The organism is Escherichia sp. E14V7 (genome assembly GCF_004212225.1).
In the GTDB taxonomy this organism is placed as follows: Bacteria; Pseudomonadota; Gammaproteobacteria; order Enterobacterales; family Enterobacteriaceae; genus Escherichia.
In genome coordinates this window covers 26438-49440 of sequence record NZ_RHJJ01000003.1, presented here as the reverse complement: position 1 = coordinate 49440, position 23003 = coordinate 26438, and the positions used below count along the sequence as shown (strand labels likewise).

General features: G+C 50.1%; 20 protein-coding genes and 2 pseudogenes. 6 read left to right on the top strand and 16 right to left on the bottom strand.

From position 1 onward, the window contains the following. Window positions 1-158: 158 nt before the first annotated feature. The 3 genes and pseudogenes from D9741_RS03900 to fdhD form a co-directional block, all read right to left on the bottom strand. Window positions 159-2465: a hypothetical protein gene (locus tag D9741_RS03900; RefSeq protein ID WP_130216206.1), complete on the bottom strand. Its 2307-nt coding sequence runs from the start codon at window positions 2463-2465 to the stop codon at window positions 159-161. A 1-nt stretch (window position 2466) separates the two neighbouring features. Then, window positions 2467-4302 (bottom strand): annotated as a pseudogene (locus tag D9741_RS03895) (ATP-binding protein). Window positions 4303-4612: 310 nt separating this feature from the next. Next, complete coding sequence (gene fdhD / locus D9741_RS03890; protein WP_130216204.1) at window positions 4613-5449, bottom strand: formate dehydrogenase accessory sulfurtransferase FdhD; 837 nt, start codon at window positions 5447-5449, stop codon at window positions 4613-4615. Window positions 5450-5642: 193 nt separating this feature from the next. Here fdhD and fdnG point away from each other — a divergent pair, with 193 nt between their 5' ends. Genes fdnG through fdhE form a run of 4 tightly spaced genes read left to right on the top strand, consistent with a single transcriptional unit; the run spans window position 5643 to window position 11166 of the window. Beyond that, a complete protein-coding gene (fdnG, locus tag D9741_RS03885) occupies window positions 5643-8693 on the top strand; it encodes a formate dehydrogenase-N subunit alpha (RefSeq protein WP_130216202.1) in 3051 nt (1016 codons plus the stop codon). Window positions 8694-8705: 12 nt separating this feature from the next. Next, window positions 8706-9608 carry a formate dehydrogenase O subunit beta gene (gene fdoH / locus D9741_RS03880; protein ID WP_000331381.1) on the top strand — a complete coding sequence of 301 codons (903 nt, stop codon included), beginning with the start codon at window positions 8706-8708 and terminating at the stop codon, window positions 9606-9608. Continuing rightward, complete coding sequence (gene fdoI / locus D9741_RS03875; RefSeq protein ID WP_130216200.1) at window positions 9605-10240, top strand: formate dehydrogenase cytochrome b556 subunit; 636 nt, start codon at window positions 9605-9607, stop codon at window positions 10238-10240. Before fdoH ends, fdoI begins: the two co-directional genes overlap by 4 nt. Beyond that, entirely contained in the window at window positions 10237-11166 is a 930-nt protein-coding gene (fdhE, locus tag D9741_RS03870) for a formate dehydrogenase accessory protein FdhE (RefSeq protein ID WP_130216198.1), read from the top strand. The genes fdoI and fdhE overlap by 4 nt, the downstream gene beginning before the upstream one ends. Window positions 11167-11202: 36 nt before the next feature. On the opposite strand, the gene D9741_RS03865 is transcribed toward fdhE, so the two are convergent. The 5 genes from D9741_RS03865 to D9741_RS03830 all read right to left on the bottom strand — a co-directional run bounded on the left by D9741_RS03865 (window position 11203) and on the right by D9741_RS03830 (window position 13931). After that, complete coding sequence (locus D9741_RS03865) at window positions 11203-11577, bottom strand: type II toxin-antitoxin system VapC family toxin (RefSeq protein WP_001129490.1); 375 nt, start codon at window positions 11575-11577, stop codon at window positions 11203-11205. Then, entirely contained in the window at window positions 11577-11819 is a 243-nt protein-coding gene (locus D9741_RS03860; protein WP_130216196.1) for a CopG family transcriptional regulator, read from the bottom strand. Before D9741_RS03860 ends, D9741_RS03865 begins: the two co-directional genes overlap by 1 nt. Window positions 11820-12046: 227 nt before the next feature. Further along, window positions 12047-12265, bottom strand: coding sequence for a CopG family transcriptional regulator (locus D9741_RS03855; protein ID WP_130216194.1), 219 nt, complete (start codon window positions 12263-12265; stop codon window positions 12047-12049). Window positions 12266-13328: 1063 nt separating this feature from the next. After that, on the bottom strand, window positions 13329-13619 hold the full coding sequence (gene nadS / locus D9741_RS03835; protein WP_000356397.1) for a NadS family protein: 291 nt from the start codon (window positions 13617-13619) through the stop codon (window positions 13329-13331). Continuing rightward, entirely contained in the window at window positions 13620-13931 is a 312-nt protein-coding gene (locus D9741_RS03830; protein WP_000897302.1) for a hypothetical protein, read from the bottom strand. It lies immediately after the preceding gene. Window positions 13932-14355: 424 nt separating this feature from the next. Between D9741_RS03830 and D9741_RS03820 the strand changes: the two genes are divergently transcribed. Further along, entirely contained in the window at window positions 14356-14706 is a 351-nt protein-coding gene (locus D9741_RS03820) for a type II toxin-antitoxin system HigB family toxin (RefSeq protein WP_130216316.1), read from the top strand. Then, window positions 14663-15118: a helix-turn-helix domain-containing protein gene (locus D9741_RS03815; protein ID WP_130216184.1), complete on the top strand. Its 456-nt coding sequence runs from the start codon at window positions 14663-14665 to the stop codon at window positions 15116-15118. The genes D9741_RS03820 and D9741_RS03815 overlap by 44 nt, the downstream gene beginning before the upstream one ends. Before the next feature lie 10 nt (window positions 15119-15128). Here D9741_RS03815 and fabY read toward each other — a convergent pair whose 3' ends face one another. The 8 genes and pseudogenes from fabY to D9741_RS03775 all read right to left on the bottom strand — a co-directional run bounded on the left by fabY (window position 15129) and on the right by D9741_RS03775 (window position 22996). Continuing rightward, window positions 15129-16070 (bottom strand): fatty acid biosynthesis protein FabY, encoded by a 942-nt coding sequence (fabY, locus tag D9741_RS03810; RefSeq protein WP_001297068.1) that lies wholly within the window; start codon window positions 16068-16070, stop codon window positions 15129-15131. A gap of 44 nt (window positions 16071-16114) precedes the next feature. Then, entirely contained in the window at window positions 16115-16552 is a 438-nt protein-coding gene (gene dtd / locus D9741_RS03805; RefSeq protein WP_000560983.1) for a D-aminoacyl-tRNA deacylase, read from the bottom strand. Beyond that, entirely contained in the window at window positions 16549-17421 is an 873-nt protein-coding gene (locus D9741_RS03800) for a virulence factor BrkB family protein (RefSeq protein WP_000920721.1), read from the bottom strand. Before D9741_RS03800 ends, dtd begins: the two co-directional genes overlap by 4 nt. Next, entirely contained in the window at window positions 17415-18014 is a 600-nt protein-coding gene (yihX, locus tag D9741_RS03795) for a glucose-1-phosphatase (protein ID WP_001521802.1), read from the bottom strand. Before yihX ends, D9741_RS03800 begins: the two co-directional genes overlap by 7 nt. Window positions 18015-18154: 140 nt before the next feature. Beyond that, window positions 18155-19042, bottom strand: a pseudogene (locus tag D9741_RS03790) (aldose 1-epimerase). Continuing rightward, window positions 19032-20381: an MFS transporter gene (locus D9741_RS03785; protein ID WP_130216314.1), complete on the bottom strand. Its 1350-nt coding sequence runs from the start codon at window positions 20379-20381 to the stop codon at window positions 19032-19034. Before D9741_RS03785 ends, D9741_RS03790 begins: the two are co-directional and overlap by 11 nt. Before the next feature lie 101 nt (window positions 20382-20482). After that, window positions 20483-21916 (bottom strand): MFS transporter, encoded by a 1434-nt coding sequence (locus D9741_RS03780; protein ID WP_130216182.1) that lies wholly within the window; start codon window positions 21914-21916, stop codon window positions 20483-20485. Window positions 21917-21985: 69 nt separating this feature from the next. Then, window positions 21986-22996, bottom strand: coding sequence for an alcohol dehydrogenase catalytic domain-containing protein (locus D9741_RS03775; protein ID WP_130216180.1), 1011 nt, complete (start codon window positions 22994-22996; stop codon window positions 21986-21988). Window positions 22997-23003 lie beyond the last annotated feature (7 nt).

Genomic DNA, 23003 nt, shown 5'->3' with positions numbered 1-23003 from the left:
AGAAAGCGTCACTACACGCGTTTTGTTTATAAATAAATTGATAATATTCACAAAATGAATAAGTCCTGTAATTTAATTTCTAAATCACAGGACTTATTTTAATTAACGGCACAACCCTGGCGAGAGGGAGTGTCATTTCCCCCGCCATTAATCACGCACTACATCCCATAACGCTCGGCAATAGCAGCATGTTTCTCTTCATTCGCTCCGGCTTCTTTGGCAAGACGCCACCAGCACAACGGATGTTCCCAGTCAGCGGTCAATTCGTGCAAGGTCTTATCGATATCACCTTTAGAAACTGAACGCGGTGCGCTAATAACAAAATAGAATGCAGGCAGCGGATCAGCGCCTTCTCCCTGATGACTATCGGTTAACGTATAGTCATCATTACTGTTGCTCCAGTAGTACCAGTTTCGTTCACGAAGCGCCTCACGGAAGGCATTAAACTGTTCTTCACCAGGCATAACACCTTCGCAGAACCAGGACTCGCCGTACTCGGTCGGGATAATGGTTTTCAGACACCCATAAAGTGGCGTGAAATTCTTCTGCTCTTCTTCGTCTTCAGGTCGGGTATTCAACATTTCTGCATCGAAAACCACTATTTCATCAACATGTTGCGGGAAATCGGTCCGGTAAGTTGGCTCAATGATCCTTGCTGTTACCGGCCCAATGCGTTGAGCATAGTAATAGCGGTATTCGTAATTTTCCCGGAAGCGAATGTTTAGCAGCCCCCATTTTTCGTCGATAAAACCTTCGCCTTCCGTGAGTTCGATTTCCAGTTCAGCAGCAATAGCACGCACCAAATCCCACTGTTGTAAGATGCTGGCGGTCGCCATGATATCCCACTGGAGATTACGAATATCTTCTTCACGGCTAATCATCAGTTGCTGCAATTGCTGTAAATAATCCAGCTGTCGCTCCCAGGCTTCCTGTTTTTGTGCTGCCCAGGAACACATGCGATAAACGCCGACCCACTCACGCCCTTTTTCGTTTTCCAGCAACTGTTGCCCAATCGACTCCAGTTCACTCCAGTCTTCCTGTTGGTTGATCACCCGCGCACGGAACCACAGTGCCATATGTAGCAGACCCGCCTGTTCATACAGCTTCGCCAGGTGCTCGATCGCTTGCTGATCGCCACGGTTAAGCAAGAGATCCAGTAGATCGAAGCAAAGGCCGTTATCTTCCTGAAGATGGCTTTCAACGTGGCGTTGCAGAAGTTCGATCGACTCATTAATCGCATTACAGGCGTTTAACGCATTGACCAGTTTGCCCAGCAATTCCGCATCATCTGGCGTGTTCAGATAAGCGCGACGGAATATCTCTACGTCTTTTTCTGGATCTGGCTGCGTTTCTTCATCGCTATTTTCAGGGACTTCTACAACCGGACGAGCAAGCAACTCCGCCTCTTTGGCGGCGATTTTTTCACTAAGTTCGAGAAACTCGCGATCAACGCCCACTAACGAACGTAATTTCGGCATGTGCCGTTGGGCCTGTTTCATCGCCATTTTGGCCACCCAGACGGATTCACGCTCCAGCGCCAGAGTGATTTGCAGTTTTGCCAGATCAACCGCTTTGCGGTGCGCCCCGGCCTGCGAACGTTGATCCAGCATTGTCTGGATGATGCGCGCCAGCTGCCAGTGGTTTCTCTGTGGATGGCGAGGAAGCAGTACGGTAATAATCTTTACCCACATGCCCCATGAATAGGGGGTCAGATCTGACCAACGCGGTAATTCTTCCCAGACTTCTTCGTCCTGCCCGCATAACGCCATAATGTACAGTTTTTTGAGATGATAATTGATGCGATCACGGCCCCAGTAATCATTCTCTTTTGCCAGTTCATCAATCAGTTCACGAGCTTCATCGTAGCGCTGAAGGGCAACCAAAATATCAGCGCGTGTTGCCAGCAGCGCTTCTAAATATTCACTCCCCGCTGCTTTCACCGCCTCGATTTGCCTGTCGATATAAACCAACGCTTCTTCTGTTTTGTTGGAGTCCACCAGTGCACTGGCATACTCGCAGGATAAACACATAAAGCAGCTCCAGGTCGGATCAATGCGCGCAATGGTTTCTTCACATACTGCCATGCGTTCATTCGCCCAGCCTGGACCATCGATATTTTCGTAGCAGGCTGATAAATCTTGGGTAACGCAAATGGATTGCGGGCAATCCTTCGCCTCTTCCCGGTGCGCTTTTTCAAACAGCGCTACCACGTCTGGCAGCACTTTTTCGCCTTCTTCATAGTTAGTCAGGCGATGACGCATCTCCCAGTGACCGATAAATATTTCCAGCCACGGATTTTTAGCTACTTGATTCAGCGCTTTCATTTCCGGCAATAGCGAATCGCATTTTTCTATTTGCAGGTGCAAAACACTTTCTGAAAAATCATCAATAAGCTGCGGAATATATTCTTGCCCGGCATCGCGCAACTCCTGACTATATTTGTTGTACCACTCCCATGTATCCATTTTATTTTCCTTGATTAATTAAGACAGGAATAACCTGAGTAAAATCTTCCAGTGCCTGGTGTAAATCCCACTGCTGTTCTTTATTACCGCTGGAGCACAAAATCACTTTCAGTGATTTTAATAACCGTAATGCTGCCGCTGGCTGCTGATGCTGTTGTAAGGCCGTCACCAGTTGCATGACACAGGGGTTATTAAGATTGATATACAGACTTGAGGTTTTCGTTTTTTGGATTTGCGAGGTAAATTGCCGCGCCAGCATTAACGCTGCGGTACTGATGCGTTTATCTGCGTCATCCTGTTCGAGAATTTGTTTTAATTCTGCTTCGCGGTCTGGCGTGACCACGAGCGGTAAAACCGCTGGTTCGAAGCGGGAGATAATTAATTGCTCGCCATCGCAGAGATGCTCTTCCAGATAAGCCACCTGCTCTTCAGGTAATTCTGCCAGGCTGAACAACTGCTCATTACCTGTTTGCGTACCGACTTCGATAATCCGGCAGTGATATAACAGCGCCCAACGGCGTAAAAATGGCACCACCGCATAGCGATCGCCACGGGCTACAGGCCGTTGCAGAATGTGGAACAACATCTCTTCAAAACCGCCGTCGCGGCTTAACAGAATATGAATGCTGTTATTAACGCGTAAATCCTTCGCCAGCAGCGCGCCTTTTGACGTTGGCACCTGCAAGCGATCTTTGAGCAAATCAAACAGACGGTCATCACACAAGGCCGCACCCAGCAACGCTTCGTTGTGGCGCATTAATACACGCCGCCAGATTTCTGGCTGATTTTGTGCGAGATCGGACAAACCAGAGATCAGCGCCTCTTTTAACGCCTCTTGTACCGCAACCCAAGTTTCATCCCGCTGGAGATCTTCCCTGCTTGCCGTCGGCGTCAGTTTCGATGACTCAATCACGCCGCCAATAAATCCGGCCCAGGGCGGTAACAACTCACGCGCTTCATCATCCAGTAACATGCCGCGCAAAAACAACGACAGGTTGCGGTTATCGCTGGTGCCGTAGGTCGCGCCATCCTGAATCCATAAAATCCCAACCGCATCGCTCATTCCCGCTGGCACCACCGGAATGGTGCAAATCGGTTCGAAGGAGGATTCAAACTGGGCGGCAAAGGCGAGATTTTTACGCTGTACCAGTGCGCGGTGCATGGTTACGCCTTCGGGGGCAACGTCACGCCACGGTGGTTGAAGTTTATTTACCGGCTCGCTGGCATCGCCGACATAGACCGGTTCGTGCAGCAATATGCAGTAGCGGGAAAGAACGCGGTTCAACAAATTATTACTCGCCAGATGGCTGTACTCTTCTTTGAGCGTCAGAATCACCTGCGTTCCTGTTTCCGAGGACTGATGCGGCGTAACGGTATATTTTTGCCCGTCAGTAGAGTGGTATTTCCAGCTCTGATCCGGCGTTTGCCAGGATGTGGTCAACACCGTGACCTCTTTTGCCAGTACAAAGGCCGACAAAAAACCGAGGCCGAACATACCAATTAAACCGGTGTTGTCATCCTGCTGGCGCAACATTCGGGTATAACCCACGCCCACTGTCGCCAGGAAGCCGTGAATTTAGCTTTCTGTCAGTCCCGCACCGGTATCGGTAATAGTGATAGTGGACTTCGCCACGTCAGCCACCACACGAATTTGGTTATCCTTTGGCGCATCGGGCTGCTCAATCCTGCGGCGCACAATCGCATCATGGCCGTTCTGCACCAGCTCGCGCACGGCAACCACGGGAGTGGAGTAAAGATGCTTGCTGAGCACCTCAATTAAGCCGTTTAAATTAACTTCTGTAGAATATGAACTGCCAGGTAACTGTAATGTACTCATTTTTCAATACTCATAATCCATCACCTACTATTGAAAATACATTGCTGTTTTTACAACTGGTGCAAGGTTTGTTATTTTCATTCACTCATCGGAAACATTTATTTATTGATGCGATGATTAAAACAAAATGTCTTATATAAATAATGATTAATTCTTAAAGGATTAATGCGACTGGAGTATATCGATATAAACCGGAGTTAACGAGATAATTTCTTGTGATGAAATTATTATTTGAATGCTGAATAATATATTGAGGATTATTTAATAGAAAAATAAAACCGCAATCCAGAATCAGAATTGCGGTATTTCTTTAATTATGAATCAAACGCTGCGGATGGGTATAAACCGTTGCCCGCCCCGGCTTACAAAAGCCCACCAGCGTCAAATTACAGCGTTCAGCCACTTCTACAGCAAGCGTGGTCGCGGCAGACACCGCAAACAAAATCTCTACGCCGCACATCGCCGACTTTTGCACCATTTCATAACTGGCACGGCTGGAAACCAGCACCGCACCTTGCTGCCAGCTTTCACCTTCTTGCGCCCGGCGGCCTAACAGTTTATCCAGCGCCACATGGCGGCCCACGTCTTCATGCCCGCCTGCCAGTTCGCCAGATGGCAACATCCAGGCTGCGGCGTGGGTACAACCGGTCAGTTGCCCCACTGGCTGGAAGTCGGTGAGTTGGCGCAACGCATCATCCAGTTTGTTGAGATCAAATGTCTGAGTGAACGGCAGCGGCTGCACCGGTTTACCGATGTCATTAAGTTGCTCCACGCCGCATACGCCACAGCCCGTGCGCCCGGCCAGCGCGCGGCGGCGCTCTTTAAGCCCCATAAAACGGCGGCTGGACAGCTCAATTTGCACTTCCAGACCGTTACAGGAAGGAACAACATCCATGCCGAAGATATCGCGTGGGCTTTCGATAATTCCTTCGGAAAGCGAAAAACCGAGCGCAAACAGTTCAAGGTCTTTGGGCGATGCCATCATCACCACATGCGAAATACCGTTGTACACCAGCGCAACGGGAACTTCTTCCGCCACCTCATCTAAGCGTGGGTGTTGTAAATCGTCACGACGCCATAACTCAATTTGGCTAACGCCTGTGATATTTGTCACATTTTTGACTTCTTTTTGCCGTGTTTTTTTCACTTTATATTAACCAGATAAGAACACACACACCAACATTATGGTATTCTGTTACAAACCCTTCCTGGATGGAGGGAAATTGAGCCAATTCTGGACCTTTGCGGCCCCTTCCGCAAAGAAAAATAACTCCCACTCCCTGCACACTCAGCAAGCGAATGTAAATGGGACGTGACAATGTCGAAACAAGGAGCAATCCATGCAGGTCAGCAGAAGGCAGTTCTTTAAGATCTGCGCTGGCGGTATGGCAGGCACCACGGCAGCGGCACTGGGTTTTGCACCCAGCGTAGCACTCGCGGAAACCCGGCAGTATAAACTGCTGCGCACCCGCGAAACCCGTAATACCTGCACCTATTGTTCCGTAGGCTGTGGGCTGTTGATGTACAGCCTCGGTGACGGAGCAAAAAACGCCAAAGCATCTATCTTCCATATCGAAGGCGACCCGGATCACCCGGTCAACCGCGGTGCACTTTGTCCGAAAGGCGCTGGCCTGGTGGATTTCATCCACTCCGAAAGCCGTCTGAAGTTTCCGGAATACCGTGCGCCAGGTTCTGATAAATGGCAGCAAATCAGTTGGGAAGAGGCGTTTGATCGCATCGCCAAACTGATGAAAGAAGACCGCGATGCTAACTACATTGCGCAAAACGCCGAAGGCGTGACTGTTAACCGCTGGCTCTCCACCGGGATGCTGTGTGCTTCCGCGTCGAGTAACGAAACCGGCTATTTAACGCAAAAATTCTCCCGCGCGCTGGGTATGCTCGCGGTCGACAACCAGGCGCGTGTCTGACACGGACCAACGGTAGCAAGTCTTGCTCCAACATTTGGTCGCGGCGCGATGACCAACCACTGGGTCGACATCAAGAACGCCAACCTCGTCGTGGTGATGGGCGGTAACGCCGCTGAAGCTCACCCGGTCGGGTTCCGCTGGGCGATGGAAGCCAAAATTCACAACGGCGCGAAGCTGATTGTGATCGATCCTCGCTTTACGCGTACGGCGGCGGTGGCTGACTACTATGCTCCTATTCGTTCCGGTACTGACATTGCTTTCCTGTCAGGCGTATTGCTGTACCTGCTGAACAATGAAAAATTCAACCGCGAATACACCGAAGCCTATACCAACGCTAGCCTTATCGTGCGTGAGGATTACGGCTTTGAAGATGGCCTGTTCACCGGCTACGACGCGGAAAAACGCAAGTACGATAAATCCAGCTGGACCTACGAACTGGACGAAAACGGCTTCGCCAAACGCGATACCACGCTGCAACATCCGCGCTGCGTGTGGAACTTGCTGAAACAGCACGTTTCCCGCTACACGCCAGATGTGGTTGAAAACATCTGTGGTACGCCAAAAGACGCGTTCCTGAAAGTCTGCGAATACATCGCAGAAACCAGTGCTCACGATAAAACCGCCTCGTTCCTCTACGCGCTCGGCTGGACGCAACACTCCGTTGGTGCGCAGAACATTCGTACGATGGCGATGATCCAACTGCTGCTCGGCAACATGGGGATGGCAGGCGGCGGCGTTAACGCCCTGCGCGGTCACTCCAACATTCAGGGGCTGACGGACCTGGGGCTGCTGTCGCAGAGCCTGCCAGGTTACATGACGCTGCCAAGCGAGAAGCAGACTGATCTGCAAACCTACCTCGCCGCCAGCACGCCGAAACCGCTGCTGGAAGGACAGGTTAACTACTGGAGCAACTACCCGAAATTATTCGTCTCCATGATGAAGGCCTTCTTTGGCGATAAAGCAACGGCGGAAAATAGCTGGGGCTTTGACTGGTTGCCGAAGTGGGATAAAGGCTACGACGTCCTGCAATACTTCGAGATGATGAAAGAGGGCAAGGTCAATGGCTATATCTGCCAGGGCTTTAACCCGGTTGCCTCATTCCCGAACAAAAACAAAGTGATCGGTTGTCTGTCGAAACTGAAGTTCCTCGTCACCATCGACCCGCTGAACACTGAAACCTCTAACTTCTGGCAGAACCACGGTGAGCTGAACGAAGTTGACTCGTCGAAGATCCAGACCGAAGTGTTCCGTCTGCCATCGACCTGCTTCGCGGAAGAGAACGGTTCTATCGTTAACTCAGGTCGCTGGTTGCAGTGGCACTGGAAAGGTGCGGACGCCCCGGGGATTGCGCTGACTGACGGCGAGATCCTCTCCGGTATCTTCCTGCGCTTGCGCAAGATGTATGCCGAACAGGGTGGTGCGAACCCGGACCAGGTGCTGAACATGACCTGGAACTACGCTATCCCGCATGAGCCATCTTCAGAAGAAGTGGCGATGGAGAGTAACGGTAAGGCGCTGGCCGATATTACCGATCCGGCAACCGGTGCGGTTATCGTCAAGAAAGGCCAACAACTTAGCTCGTTCGCCCAACTGCGCGATGACGGTACAACCTCCTGTGGCTGCTGGATTTTCGCCGGTAGCTGGACGCCAGCAGGTAACCAGATGGCACGCCGTGATAACGCCGATCCGTCTGGCCTCGGTAACACGCTGGGCTGGGCATGGGCATGGCCGCTTAACCGCCGCATCCTGTATAACCGCGCCTCCGCAGACCCGCAGGGTAACCCGTGGGATCCGAAGCGTCAGTTACTGAAATGGGACGGCACTAAGTGGACCGGCTGGGATATTCCGGACTACAGCGCAGCACCTCCGGGCAGTGGCGTCGGGCCGTTTATCATGCAGCAGGAAGGCATGGGGCGTCTGTTTGCCCTCGATAAGATGGCGGAAGGTCCATTCCCGGAACACTACGAGCCGTTTGAAACGCCGCTGGGAACTAACCCGCTGCATCCAAACGTTATCTCGAACCCGGCTGCGCGTATCTTTAAAGACGACGCCGAAGCATTGGGTAAAGCCGATAAGTTCCCGTATGTCGGAACCACCTATCGTCTGACCGAGCACTTCCACTACTGGACCAAACACGCGCTGTTGAACGCGATTTTGCAACCAGAGCAGTTTGTGGAAATCGGGGAGTCGCTGGCGAATAAACTTGGCATTGCCCAGGGCGATACCGTGAAAGTCTCCTCCAACCGTGGCTATATCAAAGCCAAAGCGGTGGTGACCAAACGCATTCGCACGCTGAAAGCGAACGGCAAAGATATCGATACCATCGGTATTCCGATTCACTGGGGCTATGAAGGTGTTGCGAAAAAAGGCTTTATTGCCAATACGTTGACGCCATTCGTTGGTGATGCGAACACGCAGACGCCAGAGTTTAAGTCCTTCCTTGTGAATGTGGAAAAGGTATAACGGAGACGACATATGGCTTATCAATCGCAAGACATTATTCGTCGCTCCGCGACTAACGGTCTGACCCCCGCGCCTCAGGCGCGGGACTTCCAGGAAGAAGTGGCGAAACTCATCGACGTCACCACCTGCATCGGCTGTAAAGCCTGTCAGGTGGCGTGTTCAGAGTGGAACGACATTCGCGATACCGTCGGCAATAACATTGGGGTGTACGACAACCCCAATGATTTAAGCGCCAAATCGTGGACGGTAATGCGCTTCTCGGAAGTGGAGCAGAACGACAAACTGGAATGGCTGATCCGCAAAGACGGCTGTATGCACTGTTCCGATCCAGGCTGCCTGAAAGCGTGCCCGGCGGAAGGGGCAATTATTCAGTATGCCAACGGTATCGTCGACTTCCAGTCCGAGCAGTGCATTGGCTGCGGTTATTGCATTGCGGGCTGCCCGTTCGACATTCCGCGCCTCAACCCGGAAGACAACCGCGTCTACAAATGTACGTTGTGCGTTGACCGCGTGGTGGTTGGGCAAGAACCGGCCTGCGTGAAGACCTGCCCAACGGGCGCGATTCACTTCGGTACGAAAGAGTCGATGAAAACGCTGGCGAGCGAGCGCGTGGCTGAGCTGAAAACCCGTGGTTACGACAATGCGGGTCTGTACGATCCGGCAGGCGTTGGTGGTACACACGTCATGTACGTGCTGCACCATGCTGACAAGCCAAATCTGTATCATGGCTTGCCGGAGAACCCGGAAATCAGCCAAACCGTGAAATTCTGGAAAGGCATCTGGAAACCGCTCGCGGCTGTTGGCTTTGCGGCTACCTTTGCGGCCAGTATCTTCCACTACGTGGGTGTCGGTCCGAACCGTGCGGATGAGGAAGAGAACAATCTGCACGAAGAGAAAGACGAGGAGCGCAAATGAAACGACGTGACACCATCGTGCGCTACACCGCGCCGGAACGTATCAACCACTGGATCACCGCCTTCTGCTTCATCCTGGCGGCGGTGAGCGGGCTGGGCTTTTTCTTCCCTTCCTTCAACTGGTTGATGCAAATCATGGGCACACCGCAGCTGGCGCGAATTCTGCACCCGTTTGTCGGCGTAGTTATGTTTGCCTCGTTCATCATCATGTTTTTCCGTTACTGGCATCACAACCTAATCAATCGGGATGATATCTTTTGGGCAAAGAATATTCGTAAGATCGTCGTCAACGAGGAAGTAGGTGACACCGGGCGTTATAACTTCGGTCAGAAATGCGTTTTCTGGGCGGCGATTATTTTCCTGGTTCTGCTGCTGGTGAGCGGCGTGATTATCTGGCGTCCTTATTTTGCGCCTGCTTTCTCAATCCCGGTGATCCGATTCGCGTTAATGCTGCATTCATTTGCCGCAGTGGCGTTAATTGTGGTTATCATGGTGCATATCTATGCCGCCCTTTGGGTGAAAGGCACGATTACCGCCATGGTGGAAGGATGGGTTACCAGCGCCTGGGCGAAGAAACATCACCCGCGCTGGTACCGTGAGGTCCGCAAGACAACGGAAAAGAAAGCTGAATGAGTATTCGCATAATCCCGCAAGATGAGCTGGGTTCGAGCGAGAAACGTACGGCGGATATGATTCCGCCGTTATTGTTCCCTCGGCTCAAGAATTTATACAACCGCCGCGCCGAGCGTCTGCGCGAGCTGGCAGAAAATAATCCGCTGGGTGATTACCTGCGCTTTGCTGCGCTTATCGCCCACGCCCAGGAAGTGGTGCTGTACGACCATCCGCTGGAGATGGATCTGACTGCACGCATTAAAGAAGCCAGCGCACAGGGCAAGCCCCCGCTGGATATTCACGTTCTGCCGCGTGATAAGCACTGGCAAAAGCTGCTGATGGCGCTGATTGCTGAGCTGAAACCTGAAATGAGCGGCCCGGCGCTGGCAGTGATTGAGAATCTGGAGAAGGCATCGACCCAGGAGCTGGAAGATATGGCCAGCGCACTGTTTGCCTCTGATTTCTCGTCCGTCAGCAGCGATAAAGCGCCGTTTATCTGGGCTGCACTGTCGCTCTACTGGGCGCAGATGGCCAATCTGATCCCCGGCAAAGCCCGCGCTGAATACGGCGAACAGCGTCAGTTCTGCCCGGTCTGCGGCTCTATGCCGGTTTCAAGCATGGTGCAAATTGGCACCTCTCAGGGGCTGCGTTACCTGCACTGCAACCTGTGTGAAACCGAATGGCACGTGGTGCGCGTAAAATGCAGCAACTGTGAACAGAGCGGCAAACTGCATTACTGGTCGCTGGATGACGAACAGGCCGCGATTAAAGCCGAAAGCTGCGATGACTGCGGCACTTACCTGAAGATTCTTTATCAGGAAAAAGAGCCGAAAGTTGAAGCCGTGGCAGATGACCTCGCCTCTCTGGTACTGGACGCGCGAATGGAGCAAGAAGGCTATGCCCGCAGTTCCATCAACCCGTTCCTGTTTCCGGGTGAAGGGGAGTAATCTCTGACGTTTTCCGGGTGGCGCAGGTCGCCCGGATTACAGCTCATAAGGTGTGACGACACCTGCTATTCCCGCAAAATCTCTCGTATTTCGCGTTACTAGTTCAAAGCCATAAATCTGTGCTGTTGCCAGAATAATGGCATCTGGAAGTTTCATTCTATACTCCTGCCTTAAAGCAACGCTTCGTTCCGCGATATCCTGCGAAATCCCAATAACGTTAAACGCACTCATTGCAATCCGTGTGCGATGTTCTTGATCATATTTTTTAGCGCCAACTAGCACCTCCATCCAGGTGACCAGACTAATCGCATTCTGTAGGGGCCATGCCTCCAGTGCCTGTTTTGCCTCAATTCGTCCGCTGAACAAATCGATAAGGATATTGGTATCAAAAAGCGCAGTTCTTTTTGCCATTACCATTCCTCGCGCAGCTTACGCTGATATTCGACACCATCTTCATCACACCCTTGCCAGATACCAAGAGCACTGGATATTGTCGTTTTCGATTGATTTTCCAGATATTGATCTACCGCTTCTCGTAACAGCTCTGCGCGAGGAAGATTGCGCTGCACTTTGAGATCATCAAGTCGCTTAATCACCTCATCGGATAAATCGAGTAAAATTCTGCCCATATCCATACCTGCCATAGCGCTCATATATACCTCCAGTATATCATTTTTGAATGCATGATGAGCAAAATACTCTTGCAAAACCTTTAAAGAAAGCTCATTTACGCATCACTTTTTATTTTTGCGAGGCGTTTTCCAGATATGATGTAACAGTTGCAGTTATTATAAGTTCAGGTAAAACAGCCTTGTGTTAATGCCAGAATAAGAGCATCTGGCTTTTTGTTTTTATATTCAAGAATGAAAAAATCTTTTTGTCATTCCTTATGCTGCTTACATAGTTCTTCAACACCAACTGCCTCGCCCCTTTTCCTGCCGCCTTTTGCCTTACGCACCGGAAATTGCTGCCGCTCCAGATATTGCTCTACCGCTTCGCGTAAAATTGCAGATCGCGAAACTTTACGCCAACCCCTGAGCTTATTCAGCCTTTTAATTACCTCTTCTGATAAATGAAGAAAAACCGTATTCATCGCCATTTTCACCACCTTACATATATTTCTCATTAATGTATGTGCGAAAATTACGCCAGAAAGTTAATTACCGAAAGCGGATTTTTTCATATTGTTTTGTTTTTGCGAGACGTTTTCCAGAAATAATGCAACAGTTGCACTTATTTAAATTATTATTGAAACACGGTTCAGCTATCGTCCGGGATAATTTATTATTAATCAGATGCTGGCGCACCCACAGAAAAAAGACAAACAATAAGGATGAACTATGAATTCTTATGATATATCACATTCAAGAATATTTATTTTTTGATCTGTTTTGCATGGGTCTTCGGTTGCCTTATTCGCATGGTGTACCCGAAAAAAGTCAGCGTCTTTACCGCACCAGGTTTAAGGTAAAATTTATCATCCATCGCAGACCAGTCAGTGCTGCCACCAACTGGTCTTTGATTGCTAGTAGTAGTAAATTTGCGGATAACAGTCCGGGAACCAAACGATTCCGTCCGGATCATCCCCCCGCATCACTCTATAGCATTGGCGTCGATCATCGGCGCGACGGCGAAGCGTAGTATAGAGCCGCTTCCATTCATGATCGCCCGGTATACTGTAGTTTACCCAACAATCCATTGAAGGGTGACGCCATTTACCTGTCAGTGTTGGGATCCCTGAATGCTTATGCGGCTTCGCTTTACCATTACGATCCCTATCTTTACGCGTATTAAAGGTGGACATTTTTAGTCTCCTGTTAAGAGTTCTAAAAATGTGCTTCCTTAAAATAGTTCATCATTTTCCCTTAATTCGCATAGCGTGCTTTTGCACGAATTTCCGATACGCGGGGACCATTATGATAGCGTCGATGCCCACACATCCAACAAGAACACATACAGGGAGTACGAAAGCAAATACCTGATGCTTTTTTGCTTCCATCGCCTGCAGTGCGATAACGACAGCGGATTTTTTTTAATCGCGCCATATGATGGCGACGTTCAGCACGATTACGGGTCATAGCAAAACTCCTGAGCAGGCGGCACTATGCCGCTTTCATAGGAGTTCTGAATGCTGGTGCTTTCTGTATGGCATAAACATGCCTCTAACGGTTAAGTGCTTGCAGCACATGTTGCGGATCATTGGCAATCGCTCGCAGCAAAGCCTTTGCAGGCCCGGTCGGTGAACGCCGCCCCTGCTCCCAGTTACGCAACGTGTCTACGCTTACAGAAATAAGATCGGCAAATTTAGATTGTGACAACCCTGAAGCGCGGCGTATTTCTTTGATTTTCATAGCATCAACTTCAAAAGTCCGCGAAGGCTGTCGCGTTCCTTCAATAATTTCATTCATCTGGGCCATGCTGTGAGTCAACCGCTCAAAAAGTGCCTTATCCATTTACCACCTCGTATTTAACAACCGGAGCATTGCTTTTTCCTGGGGAGACAGATCATCTTTAATACCCTTACGATAAATAAGCAGTAATCTGATCTCATAATGTTTAACCTGATGAAAGTAAATAACCCTGACACCAGCACGTTTCCCCTTTCCTCCTGACACCCATCGAACCTTTCTTAACCCACCAGTTTCAGGTATTACCTCACCATAGTCAGGATTCAAGGCCAGGAAAAACTGAAAACGACTGAATTCATCGTCGTTCAGCAGTTTTTGAACATCTTCAGTAAAAATTTCCGTTTCGATGAAGAGTATAACTATACGCCATTGGCTTAGAGTAATAATCCTTTTTGCACGTCATTGACGTACCCTTGAAACCACTAGCTTACTGATAGTGCTCCAGCAAAACCATGTCTCTGCCGGGTTTGTCTTTACATTTGCGAGGCGCTTTCCAGATTTTTCACGCCTGTGAATTTCCCTGTATCCATCCAGCAAAAACGGGGGTATAAAACTGTACATTCATACAGAAGAATGAGTTTTACAATGGCACCGGAAAAAGGAATTGCAGAGTTTATCACCACGGATTTTTTCAGCGAGACAGCGCGTACGGCGCTACGGGATGTGGCCTGGAGAGCAGGTAGGTAACTCCGGATCCAGATAAAAATTGTTTTCAACTTGAAAATATCACAGGTCTGCCTTACAGTGTTTTCATGTTGAAAACTCGTAATGGAATTACACCCTGCATGTTATCAGCCACAAGCCTTTTAACGAGGCGATAAAACGCTTTCCACCTTACGAAGATGCACTTATTGATTTATTAAATCTTCTTGAGAAAACAGCGTTTAGCGATCCGGGTGAGATGAAGAGATATATTCCCTCACTGGATAATTTTAAATACAGAGATAAATGGTGGGTTATTAATATTGCAGGCAATCATTTACGGCTTATCGCCTATATAGATTTCAGGCTCCAAAAATGTTTAATCAAATATATTGTTACCCACAATGAATACGACCGACTCACAACCTGGTACCGGAGCCATAAAAATGAGAACCCATCACACTCCAGCAGAAGACTCGGCCAATTTTGAAATGCTGGTTAAGACCTTCACCCACGCAGTGAAAGACATCCCTTTATGTGGCCCTAAAGCGGATCAAGAGGAATACCATAAGGCGCTGAAACTGATCGAATTTTTAGTTGATCGTGACGATCTGGAAAACCCTTTGTTTGAATTACTCTGCGCACGGATACGCGACTATGAAAATAACGCTCCAGAATTTCAGCATTTCAATCAGCGATTAGCGGCAACCCCTTGTGGCGTAAGTCTGTTAAGGATGCTCATGGATCAACATGGGCTTAAAGCAGCTGATTTGGCACAAGAACTTGGCTCTAAATCCAATGTGAGTAATATTCTTAATGGGCGCCGGGCGCTCACCGTTCGCCATATCAAGGCGTTAAGCGAGCGTTTTAATCTCCCGGCTGAAGCGTTTATTGATAAGTAAAATATCCACCCTACTCTTCTTCGTTCCCGCCCTCTTCATACGGGCCAAATGGCTTCGCGGGAAGAACGATATACGTGCCTTCAAACACTGCCCCCGGCGTCTCGTCGCCAAAGATTTCGACCTGCATCTGTACCCGTGCTTTTCGTCCGCGCGCCAGACGGTCAAGATCGCCGCTTAAGGCACCGAGGTCGGCTACCGCATGAGGTTTACCGCTAATCGGCTTGCTGTAGCGGATATGCGCATCCGCCAGAATAATCGTTCCACCGAGATGGCGTTCGCGCAGCATCAACCAGATTAGCCCCCAACCGGTAAGCGTTGCCAGCGAGAATAAACTCCCGGCAAACAGCGTATGATGCGGATTCTGATTGCCGGTTTCCGGCATGGTGGTGATAAATTTTTGCCCGGTATATTGCTGAATGCGCACGCCCATTTTTTCACTAAGCGGGATGTGTTCATACCACGCTTGTTGCAACTGCGCGCACCAGTCGCCGCGATGCAGAATGTCATCCAGAGTGGCGACGGGTTTAATCATCAAAAAATGGCGAATTGGCGTGGTGGTTGGCGTGGTGATCTCCCCCTGATTAACAAACCCCAGCTTGGCAAAAAACTCCACCGCGTCTTCACGGGCGCTGCAGGTCACGCGCTTAACGCCTTCCTGGCGCGCCACTGACTCCAGGGTCATCGCCATCAGCGTTCCCAGCCCTTTGTCTTGCACGTCGGGATGAACGGCCATAAAGCGAATGGATGCTTCGTTATCGGCATTAATATACAGTCGCCCTACTGCCACCAGATTTCCCTGCTCGTCGACGACCATCTGGTGATGCGCCATCGCATCCCAGGCGTCGCGTTCCGAACCTTTTGGTTGATGCAGGGGTTTACGCAACATCTCCCAGCGGAACTGATAGTAGCGCTCTAATTCTTCTTCTGTTTGTGGAACCCGAAGGTGATACATAGCGATACTCTCTCTTGTTTCCCGTGACACCCCTGGAAGCTGACTCATACCTGCAACCAGAATGTCACGGGACCATCATTGACCAGCGATACCTGCATATCCGCAGCGAAGCGTCCTGTTTGCGTGTTCATCTCCTGCTGACGGCAGCGTTCGACGAAATAGTCATATAACGCCTCTGCGCGATCCGGTGATGCACCTTTGGAGAAACTTGGGCGCATCCCCCGTTCGGTATCTGCGGCGAGGGTAAACTGGGAAACTACCAGCACACTACCGCCCGCCTGTTGCACGTTGAGGTTCATCTTGCCTTCGGCATCGCTGAAGATACGATAGCCGAGCACACGCTCGCACAGACGGTTTGCTTTCTGTTCGTCGTCATCCTTTTCGACACCCAATAACACCAAAAGTCCCGCGCCAATTTCGCCCGTCACTTCTCCCTCCACGGTGACGCTGGCACGGGTTACGCGTTGAATTAATGCAATCATGGTTCGTCGTCTTCTTCTTGTTCAGCTGCTTGTTTTAGTTTGCGGTATTCCCCGAGAGTGACAGTAATTTCCGCGCCAAGCAAGACGATACACCATGTCCAGTACACCCAGACAAAGAGAATGGGGATCACCGCCAGCACGCCGTAAATGAGCTGATATGACGGGAACATGGTGATATAAAGCGCGAAACCTTTCTTTCCTGCTTCGAACAGGAGTGCGGCGACAAACGCGCCGACAATAGCATCACGATTCGGTACGCGGATGGTGGGAACGATGCTGTAAAGCAACCAAAAGGAGATCCACGACAACAGCAGCGGAAAAATACGCAGCACATTGTCGATGACAGTATTGAGATCGCTCGCCCAGCGCAGGGAGAGCAAATAGGAACTGATCGCCAGACTGGCCCCTGCCAGCAGCGGCCCTAACGTCAGGATCATCCAGTACACAGCAAACGAGTAAATTTTTGGCCGTACCCGTTTACTTCGCCAGATGGCATTCAATGCACTATCAATGGAATACATCAACAATAACGCCGTGACGATCAGGCCACATGCCCCGACGGCGGTCATCTTGTTGGAATTGGCAACAAACTGTTCAATATATTGCTGGATAACGTCGCCAGTGGCAGGCAGAAAGTTGGCAAAAATAAAGTGACGCAACTGAATGCTGACGTCGGAAAACATGGGAAAAGCGGCGAAAAGTGCAAAAACAACGGCAACCAGCGGCACTAATGAGAGCAACGACACATAGGCAAGATTACCTGCCAGGGTGGTCATGTTGTCCTCATTAATGCGTTGCCAGAGTAGTTTCAGCCAGGCCCATAGCGGACGGGTACGATGCCTGGCTTTTTCATGGATGGTTTTTAGCATAACACCTTCGCGAAATAGTCCGGGATGGTGGTTTTATCTTTCACCAGAATACTGGTAATGCCTAGCTGATTTGCTCCTTCTATATTATCGGCGTTATCGTCGAAAAAGACTGTATCGCTGGGTGAAAAACCTTCTGCCTGCAAAACATGCTGGTAAATTCGCGCTTCAGGTTTGCGCATGCCCAGATCTTGCGAAAGATAGATATGGTCAGCAGCATCACGGATTTCCGGGTATTCCTCCGGCCAGAAGGTGGTATGCAGGCGGTTGGTATTGGAAAGCACCACCACGCGATGCCCCTGCTCACGCAGTTTATGCATGATGGCGATCACTTCCGGGCGCAGCGCGACAAACACCGCCTGCCAGCCGTGGGAGAACTGCTCGTAGCTTAGCGGTAGAGCCATCTCATGGCACATCGCCTCTGCGAACGCTTCATCGCTAATTTCCCCGCGCTCATGCTGATGAAACGCCTCCCCCATATGAAAACTCTTCTTAAGCGATGCCAGCGGAATACGCGTTAAATCGCTCCAGGTTCCCAGTACACGGTTAAAGTCGATATCGACAATCACATTACCTAAATCAAAGATATAGAGCATTTTTGCCTCCTTTCTCGCCACAAGAAATTAACTGTAGCGGGAAAGGATGGGTTTGGCTATGTGGCAATAAGGGTAATCTTGTGATGCTGATTGCGAAAAAGCAGAGTAATTTCACTGGCTTTTTCGCAATAGATGAATGGTTAAGATTCAGGTGTAAATTGCCAACGAGTTTCGATGACCAGCGGCTTCTCTGGCGTCACCAATTCCGGCGTTAGATTTATTGCGTTAGGTGCCTGAGTCAGCGGGTTAATACAGGTGGCATCGGGCTGTTTATCAAATACCACCAGACTGTTTGCAGAAGAGGTCATGGTCATCGCGAGTTTACCAGGTCACAGTAGCTTAACCTTCACCCCGTCATAAAAACCAAAACAGTCATCCCAGGGACCGGCTTGAGGAGAGATGCGATTTCCTGTTGGCAGTTCATCACTACCCGCTTCTTCTTGCCAGTCCGCATCAAAAAGCACCTGCAACGATTCTGTACTTTGCGGAGTCAGCTTTTTCGCAAACCACGGATGCCAGCCTGCAGAGGCCGGGAATGTATCGGTATGTGAATGGATTTCCAGTTGCAAAACCAGCGCATCATTCTCCAGCAAAAAAGTCTGAACCACTTCCCCTTGCCAGGGCCACGGTGAAGCCAGGGGCATACGTAAAGTCAGGGAATCTATTGTTTTGTCGATGATTTCCCACGTTGAGTAACAAGCCATACCATGCAACGCATGTGGTGGTTTATTGGCGGGTAAAGAATAACATTGCCCACCAGCATTCAGCGTCGCATTCCCCAGTCGCCCTGCCCACGGCACCATTGGAAAACAGCCGTACTGAAAAGCTCTGCGTTGCGGCTGCCATTGGCGTAATACTTCAGAACCAAATGCCTGTAACGAGGTTATCCTGGCACCATCATGCGGATAAATCTGCAGGCGAATATTGCCTTTTTCCAGCGTAACTAACTCTCCTACAGGCCCAGGCCAGGGCGCGTCAAATGCGAGCTGTAGCGCCAGGTGATGTTCGTTTTTCCGTTCAGTTTTCATGAGATTGTTCCCTGATGTAGCGGTAAGAAGCGGTTTCTTGTTCATCAGTCGGCTCAATCAGCCAGACGCAAACAAAAGAAAGAACTGAGACAGCAAATAAAAACAGAGCGACATACCACGGCTTTCCTCCCCCTAGCGCCAGCAAACTTGAGGCGATAAGAGGGCTTAATCCGCCAAGAATCGCGGAAAATTGATAGGCAAAAGAAAGGCCGGTATATCGTACTTTGGTGCCGAACATGCGGGTGAAGAGTGTCGGCTGCACGGCGAACATCATCGTCGGGCCTAAGTTATAGCCGAGGATCATACTGCACCAGATGATGAGCGTACTTTTACTATCCAGCAATAAGAAGAAAGGAAACGCGAACAGGACACAAAATCCCGCGCCTGATAAATACAGACATTTTTGACCTATACGATCTGATAACCATCCAACCAATGGGCAACTGAAAATACCGATCGCCGAGGCAATCAACATACCCGTCAGGGGAATATCTCGCGATAATGCTAATTGGCTGGAAATATAAACAATACCAAAGGCGTTAATAATATTGGAAGAGACACTCTCCGCCAGCCTCGCGCCCAGTGCCAATAAAATATTTCGCGGATGTTTTTTGAATAATTCAATCAACGGAGGAACAGACTTTTCTTTATTATTCGTCGTTTTTTGCTTTTGAAAATCCAGTGTCTCCTCAGTATGCAGGCGGATAAATAATCCAACGATCAACATCACCGCAGAAAGCCAGAACGGAATACGCCATCCCCAGGAGAGAAACTGTTCCTGGGTCAGTAAATGGTTACAGAGCGCAAAAACACCGGTTGCCAGCATAATACCCACAGACGCAGCCGTTTGCGGGAGTGAACCTAAAAAACCGCGCCGGGATTCGGGCGCAGATTCAATGGTCATCAATGCCGCTCCGCCATACTCGCCACCAAGGCCAAAGCCCTGAATTAAACGCAGCGCCATTAATATGAGCGGTGCCCAGATCCCAATTTCCTGATACGTCGGAATAAAACCAATCAAAAATGTGGAGCAACCGACAATAGCCAGTGTCCAGATAAGTGTTATTTTTCGCCCAATTTTATCGCCAAAATGGCCAAAGACGATACCACCTAAAGGACGGGTCAAAAAACCAACGCCAAAGGTCGCAAAGGAGGCTATAAGACCTATAAAAGGATCGCTGTTCGGGAAAAAAAGCGGAGCAAATACCAGCCCTGCTGCCGTGCCAAAAATAAAGAAGTCATACCATTCCATCAACGCGCCCGCGAAACTGCCCATTACGACACGTCTCATGGCTTTACCGGAAAGTCCTTCTCGCGTTGTGGGTAACGTTTCAGACATCATTTTCCTCTCCTGGTCGGCGAGAAATTGGGGAATAACCCACTACAAAGTGGGCAGTCTGATAAATACGCGCATCGGCCTGATGCCGATACGCGTTATGTTTATTTGTTCAATTCCGCCAGAACTTCCGCGTCTTCGGCATCCACATTCGCCCCCAAAGGTTCCCAATTAATCAATACGCAGGTCAGGAATCCCAGGAATGGCACAATTGCCAACCAGTAAAACGCTTCAGTTTTCAACGCACCCCACAGCATCGGCCAGAAAATAAGCCCGGCAATCGCACCGGTGCGCATAATCGCGCGGGCAAATCCGACCCCTGTAGGGCGAATAGCAGGAGGATAAGAGAGTGTGGCAATGGTCATACCCAGCCCACCAGGACCCGCTGAATGGAAGAAAATAATTGATCCCAATAACCCTAAAGACAGCCAGGGGTTAGTCGTTGCCAGCGCACCTAACGACAGTAATGCTAAGGTCACAACGGCAAATCCATACATCGATTGTCGGCGAGTACCCAGTCGTTGGAGAATAAACGAGCCGATCATCCCGCCAGTCACCCCACAAAGGGCATTCACGACGGCAGAACCCGTCAATGCGCCAGTAAGTCCACCACTTATTATTCCCGCCAACGTAAGAGGAAGATAAACACCTACGGCGTTATATTGCCACGCCTGCATGGTTGCCACGACACAGCCAAGAATGGTGCGCTTGCGGTAACGATCATTAAATAAGATGCCATATCCACCACTGTATTTACTCTCTGCTTTTTCCGAGAATTTCGCTTCTGCTGTATCCGGTGCCGCAACGCGAGCCTGAACACCATAACGTTTTCCCAGAATGTCGCAGGCTTCCTGGTAACGCCCGACGCGAGCGGCCCACATTGCGGATTCACCAATAAAGAAGTAACGCAAAACCATGAAGATGACTGCGAAAATAGCTCCGATGAATATTCCGTAACGCCACAATTGTTCTTCAGCGATACCCGACAGAAGCAGCGGCAAAAGCACCAAATAAACAACGGTTGTCGAAACATACCAGGCCATTTGCCAGAGGTTGACCGACGTTCCGGTTTTCTTCGACGTTGAACCACGAAGCTCTGCCACGGCATTGGTTGCCAAAGGGAAGTCGATGCCTAAGCCAAAGCCCATGATGACGCGGCACACCAGTACCCACCAGATACTGGGCGCAATAGCTACCGCAGCAGCCCCGATGGTGCACAGCCCCATGCCAATAATAAATGCTCGCTTTTGCCCAAAGCGGTTTATTACTCGGTTCGCTAATAAACCGCCAATTAACGCGGCGATTAATACTGACGCATTAACGGTTGCGGCAAGGCCCGGCGAAATGCCAAATTGAGCGGCAATGTATTTATTACCAAACCCCACCATCGCCGCCTGGTAGGCATCAATCAATATGCCGCCTAAAGCGATAAAAATAACGCCGATGCTGGTGTTGATTGCAGAGTTCTTATTAACAATATCAATTACGTCCTGTGGCCGACTAATTGAATAAGTTGCAGGACTGGTGATTTGACTCATCGCAGTGTCCTTTTTAATTGTTGTAGGGTGGCGCTAGCGTGGCGCAGCGCCAGACAGAGATTTAGAAAATCATTCCGGCGCAAATTGCAGCATGACTTTTATGGAATCATTTTGCTGCGCACGTTCGAACGCTGCCGCTGCATCCTCAATGGCAAATAAATCGGTAACCAGTTCACTGGTATCAAACCGCCCATCCGCCAGCCATTCGATAACGGCATCGAAATCTTCAGGGATGTACATGCCAGAGTTGAGCAAGTCACGCTCGAAACGTTGCATCATCGGTAGCGGTATTTCACGCGGCCCACTCGGTACGCCCATGCACACGACGGTGCCTCCGGCATACACACGGGTACATGCATCGTTAAGCGTGGGCTGCGCTGCAACAACATCAATCGCCCCCGTAAATCGCACATCTGCGGCCAGTTCCCCTGGAGCCCAAACTTCTGCTGCGCCCAGCTTTAACGCCAGGGCGCGTTTGGCAGCGTCAGGTTCAATCACGGTGATCTTCCCTGCTCCCATAATGCGCAGTGCCTGCACGATAGATAATCCAATCGTTCCGGCACCAATAACCAGTACGCTTTCCAGAGAAGTCTTCGGCATCCGGTTAACGCAATGGCGAGCACAAGCCGCCGGTTCGGCAAAGGCCAACACTTTTAGCGGTAAAGAGGCTGGTGCGACATGGCAATTACGCGCAGGAACAATGTGCTGTGAGCGAGCAAAGCCCGGCGCGCGAAAACCGGCAACCTGCGGTGGTTCACAAAGATTAAAACGTCCTGCTTTGCAGGCCCGGCATTCCATGCAAGCCATGATGGGATCGACCACAACATGATCGCCCGGCTGTACATTTTTAACGTCGCTGCCAACTTCCGTAACGCGCGCTGCAATTTCATGACCGGGGACGACAGGCGGTTTGGCAAACGGATGACCGCCTTTCAAAACATGCAGATCCGAACCGCATATCCCGTAGAACACGGGCGCAATCCGTACTTCGTGCGGTTTAAGTTCCTGGTGTGGTACTTCAACATATTGAGTGGTGACTTTCCCAATATCTGAAAATAAAACCTGGGTAATTTTATCCATTGTTATT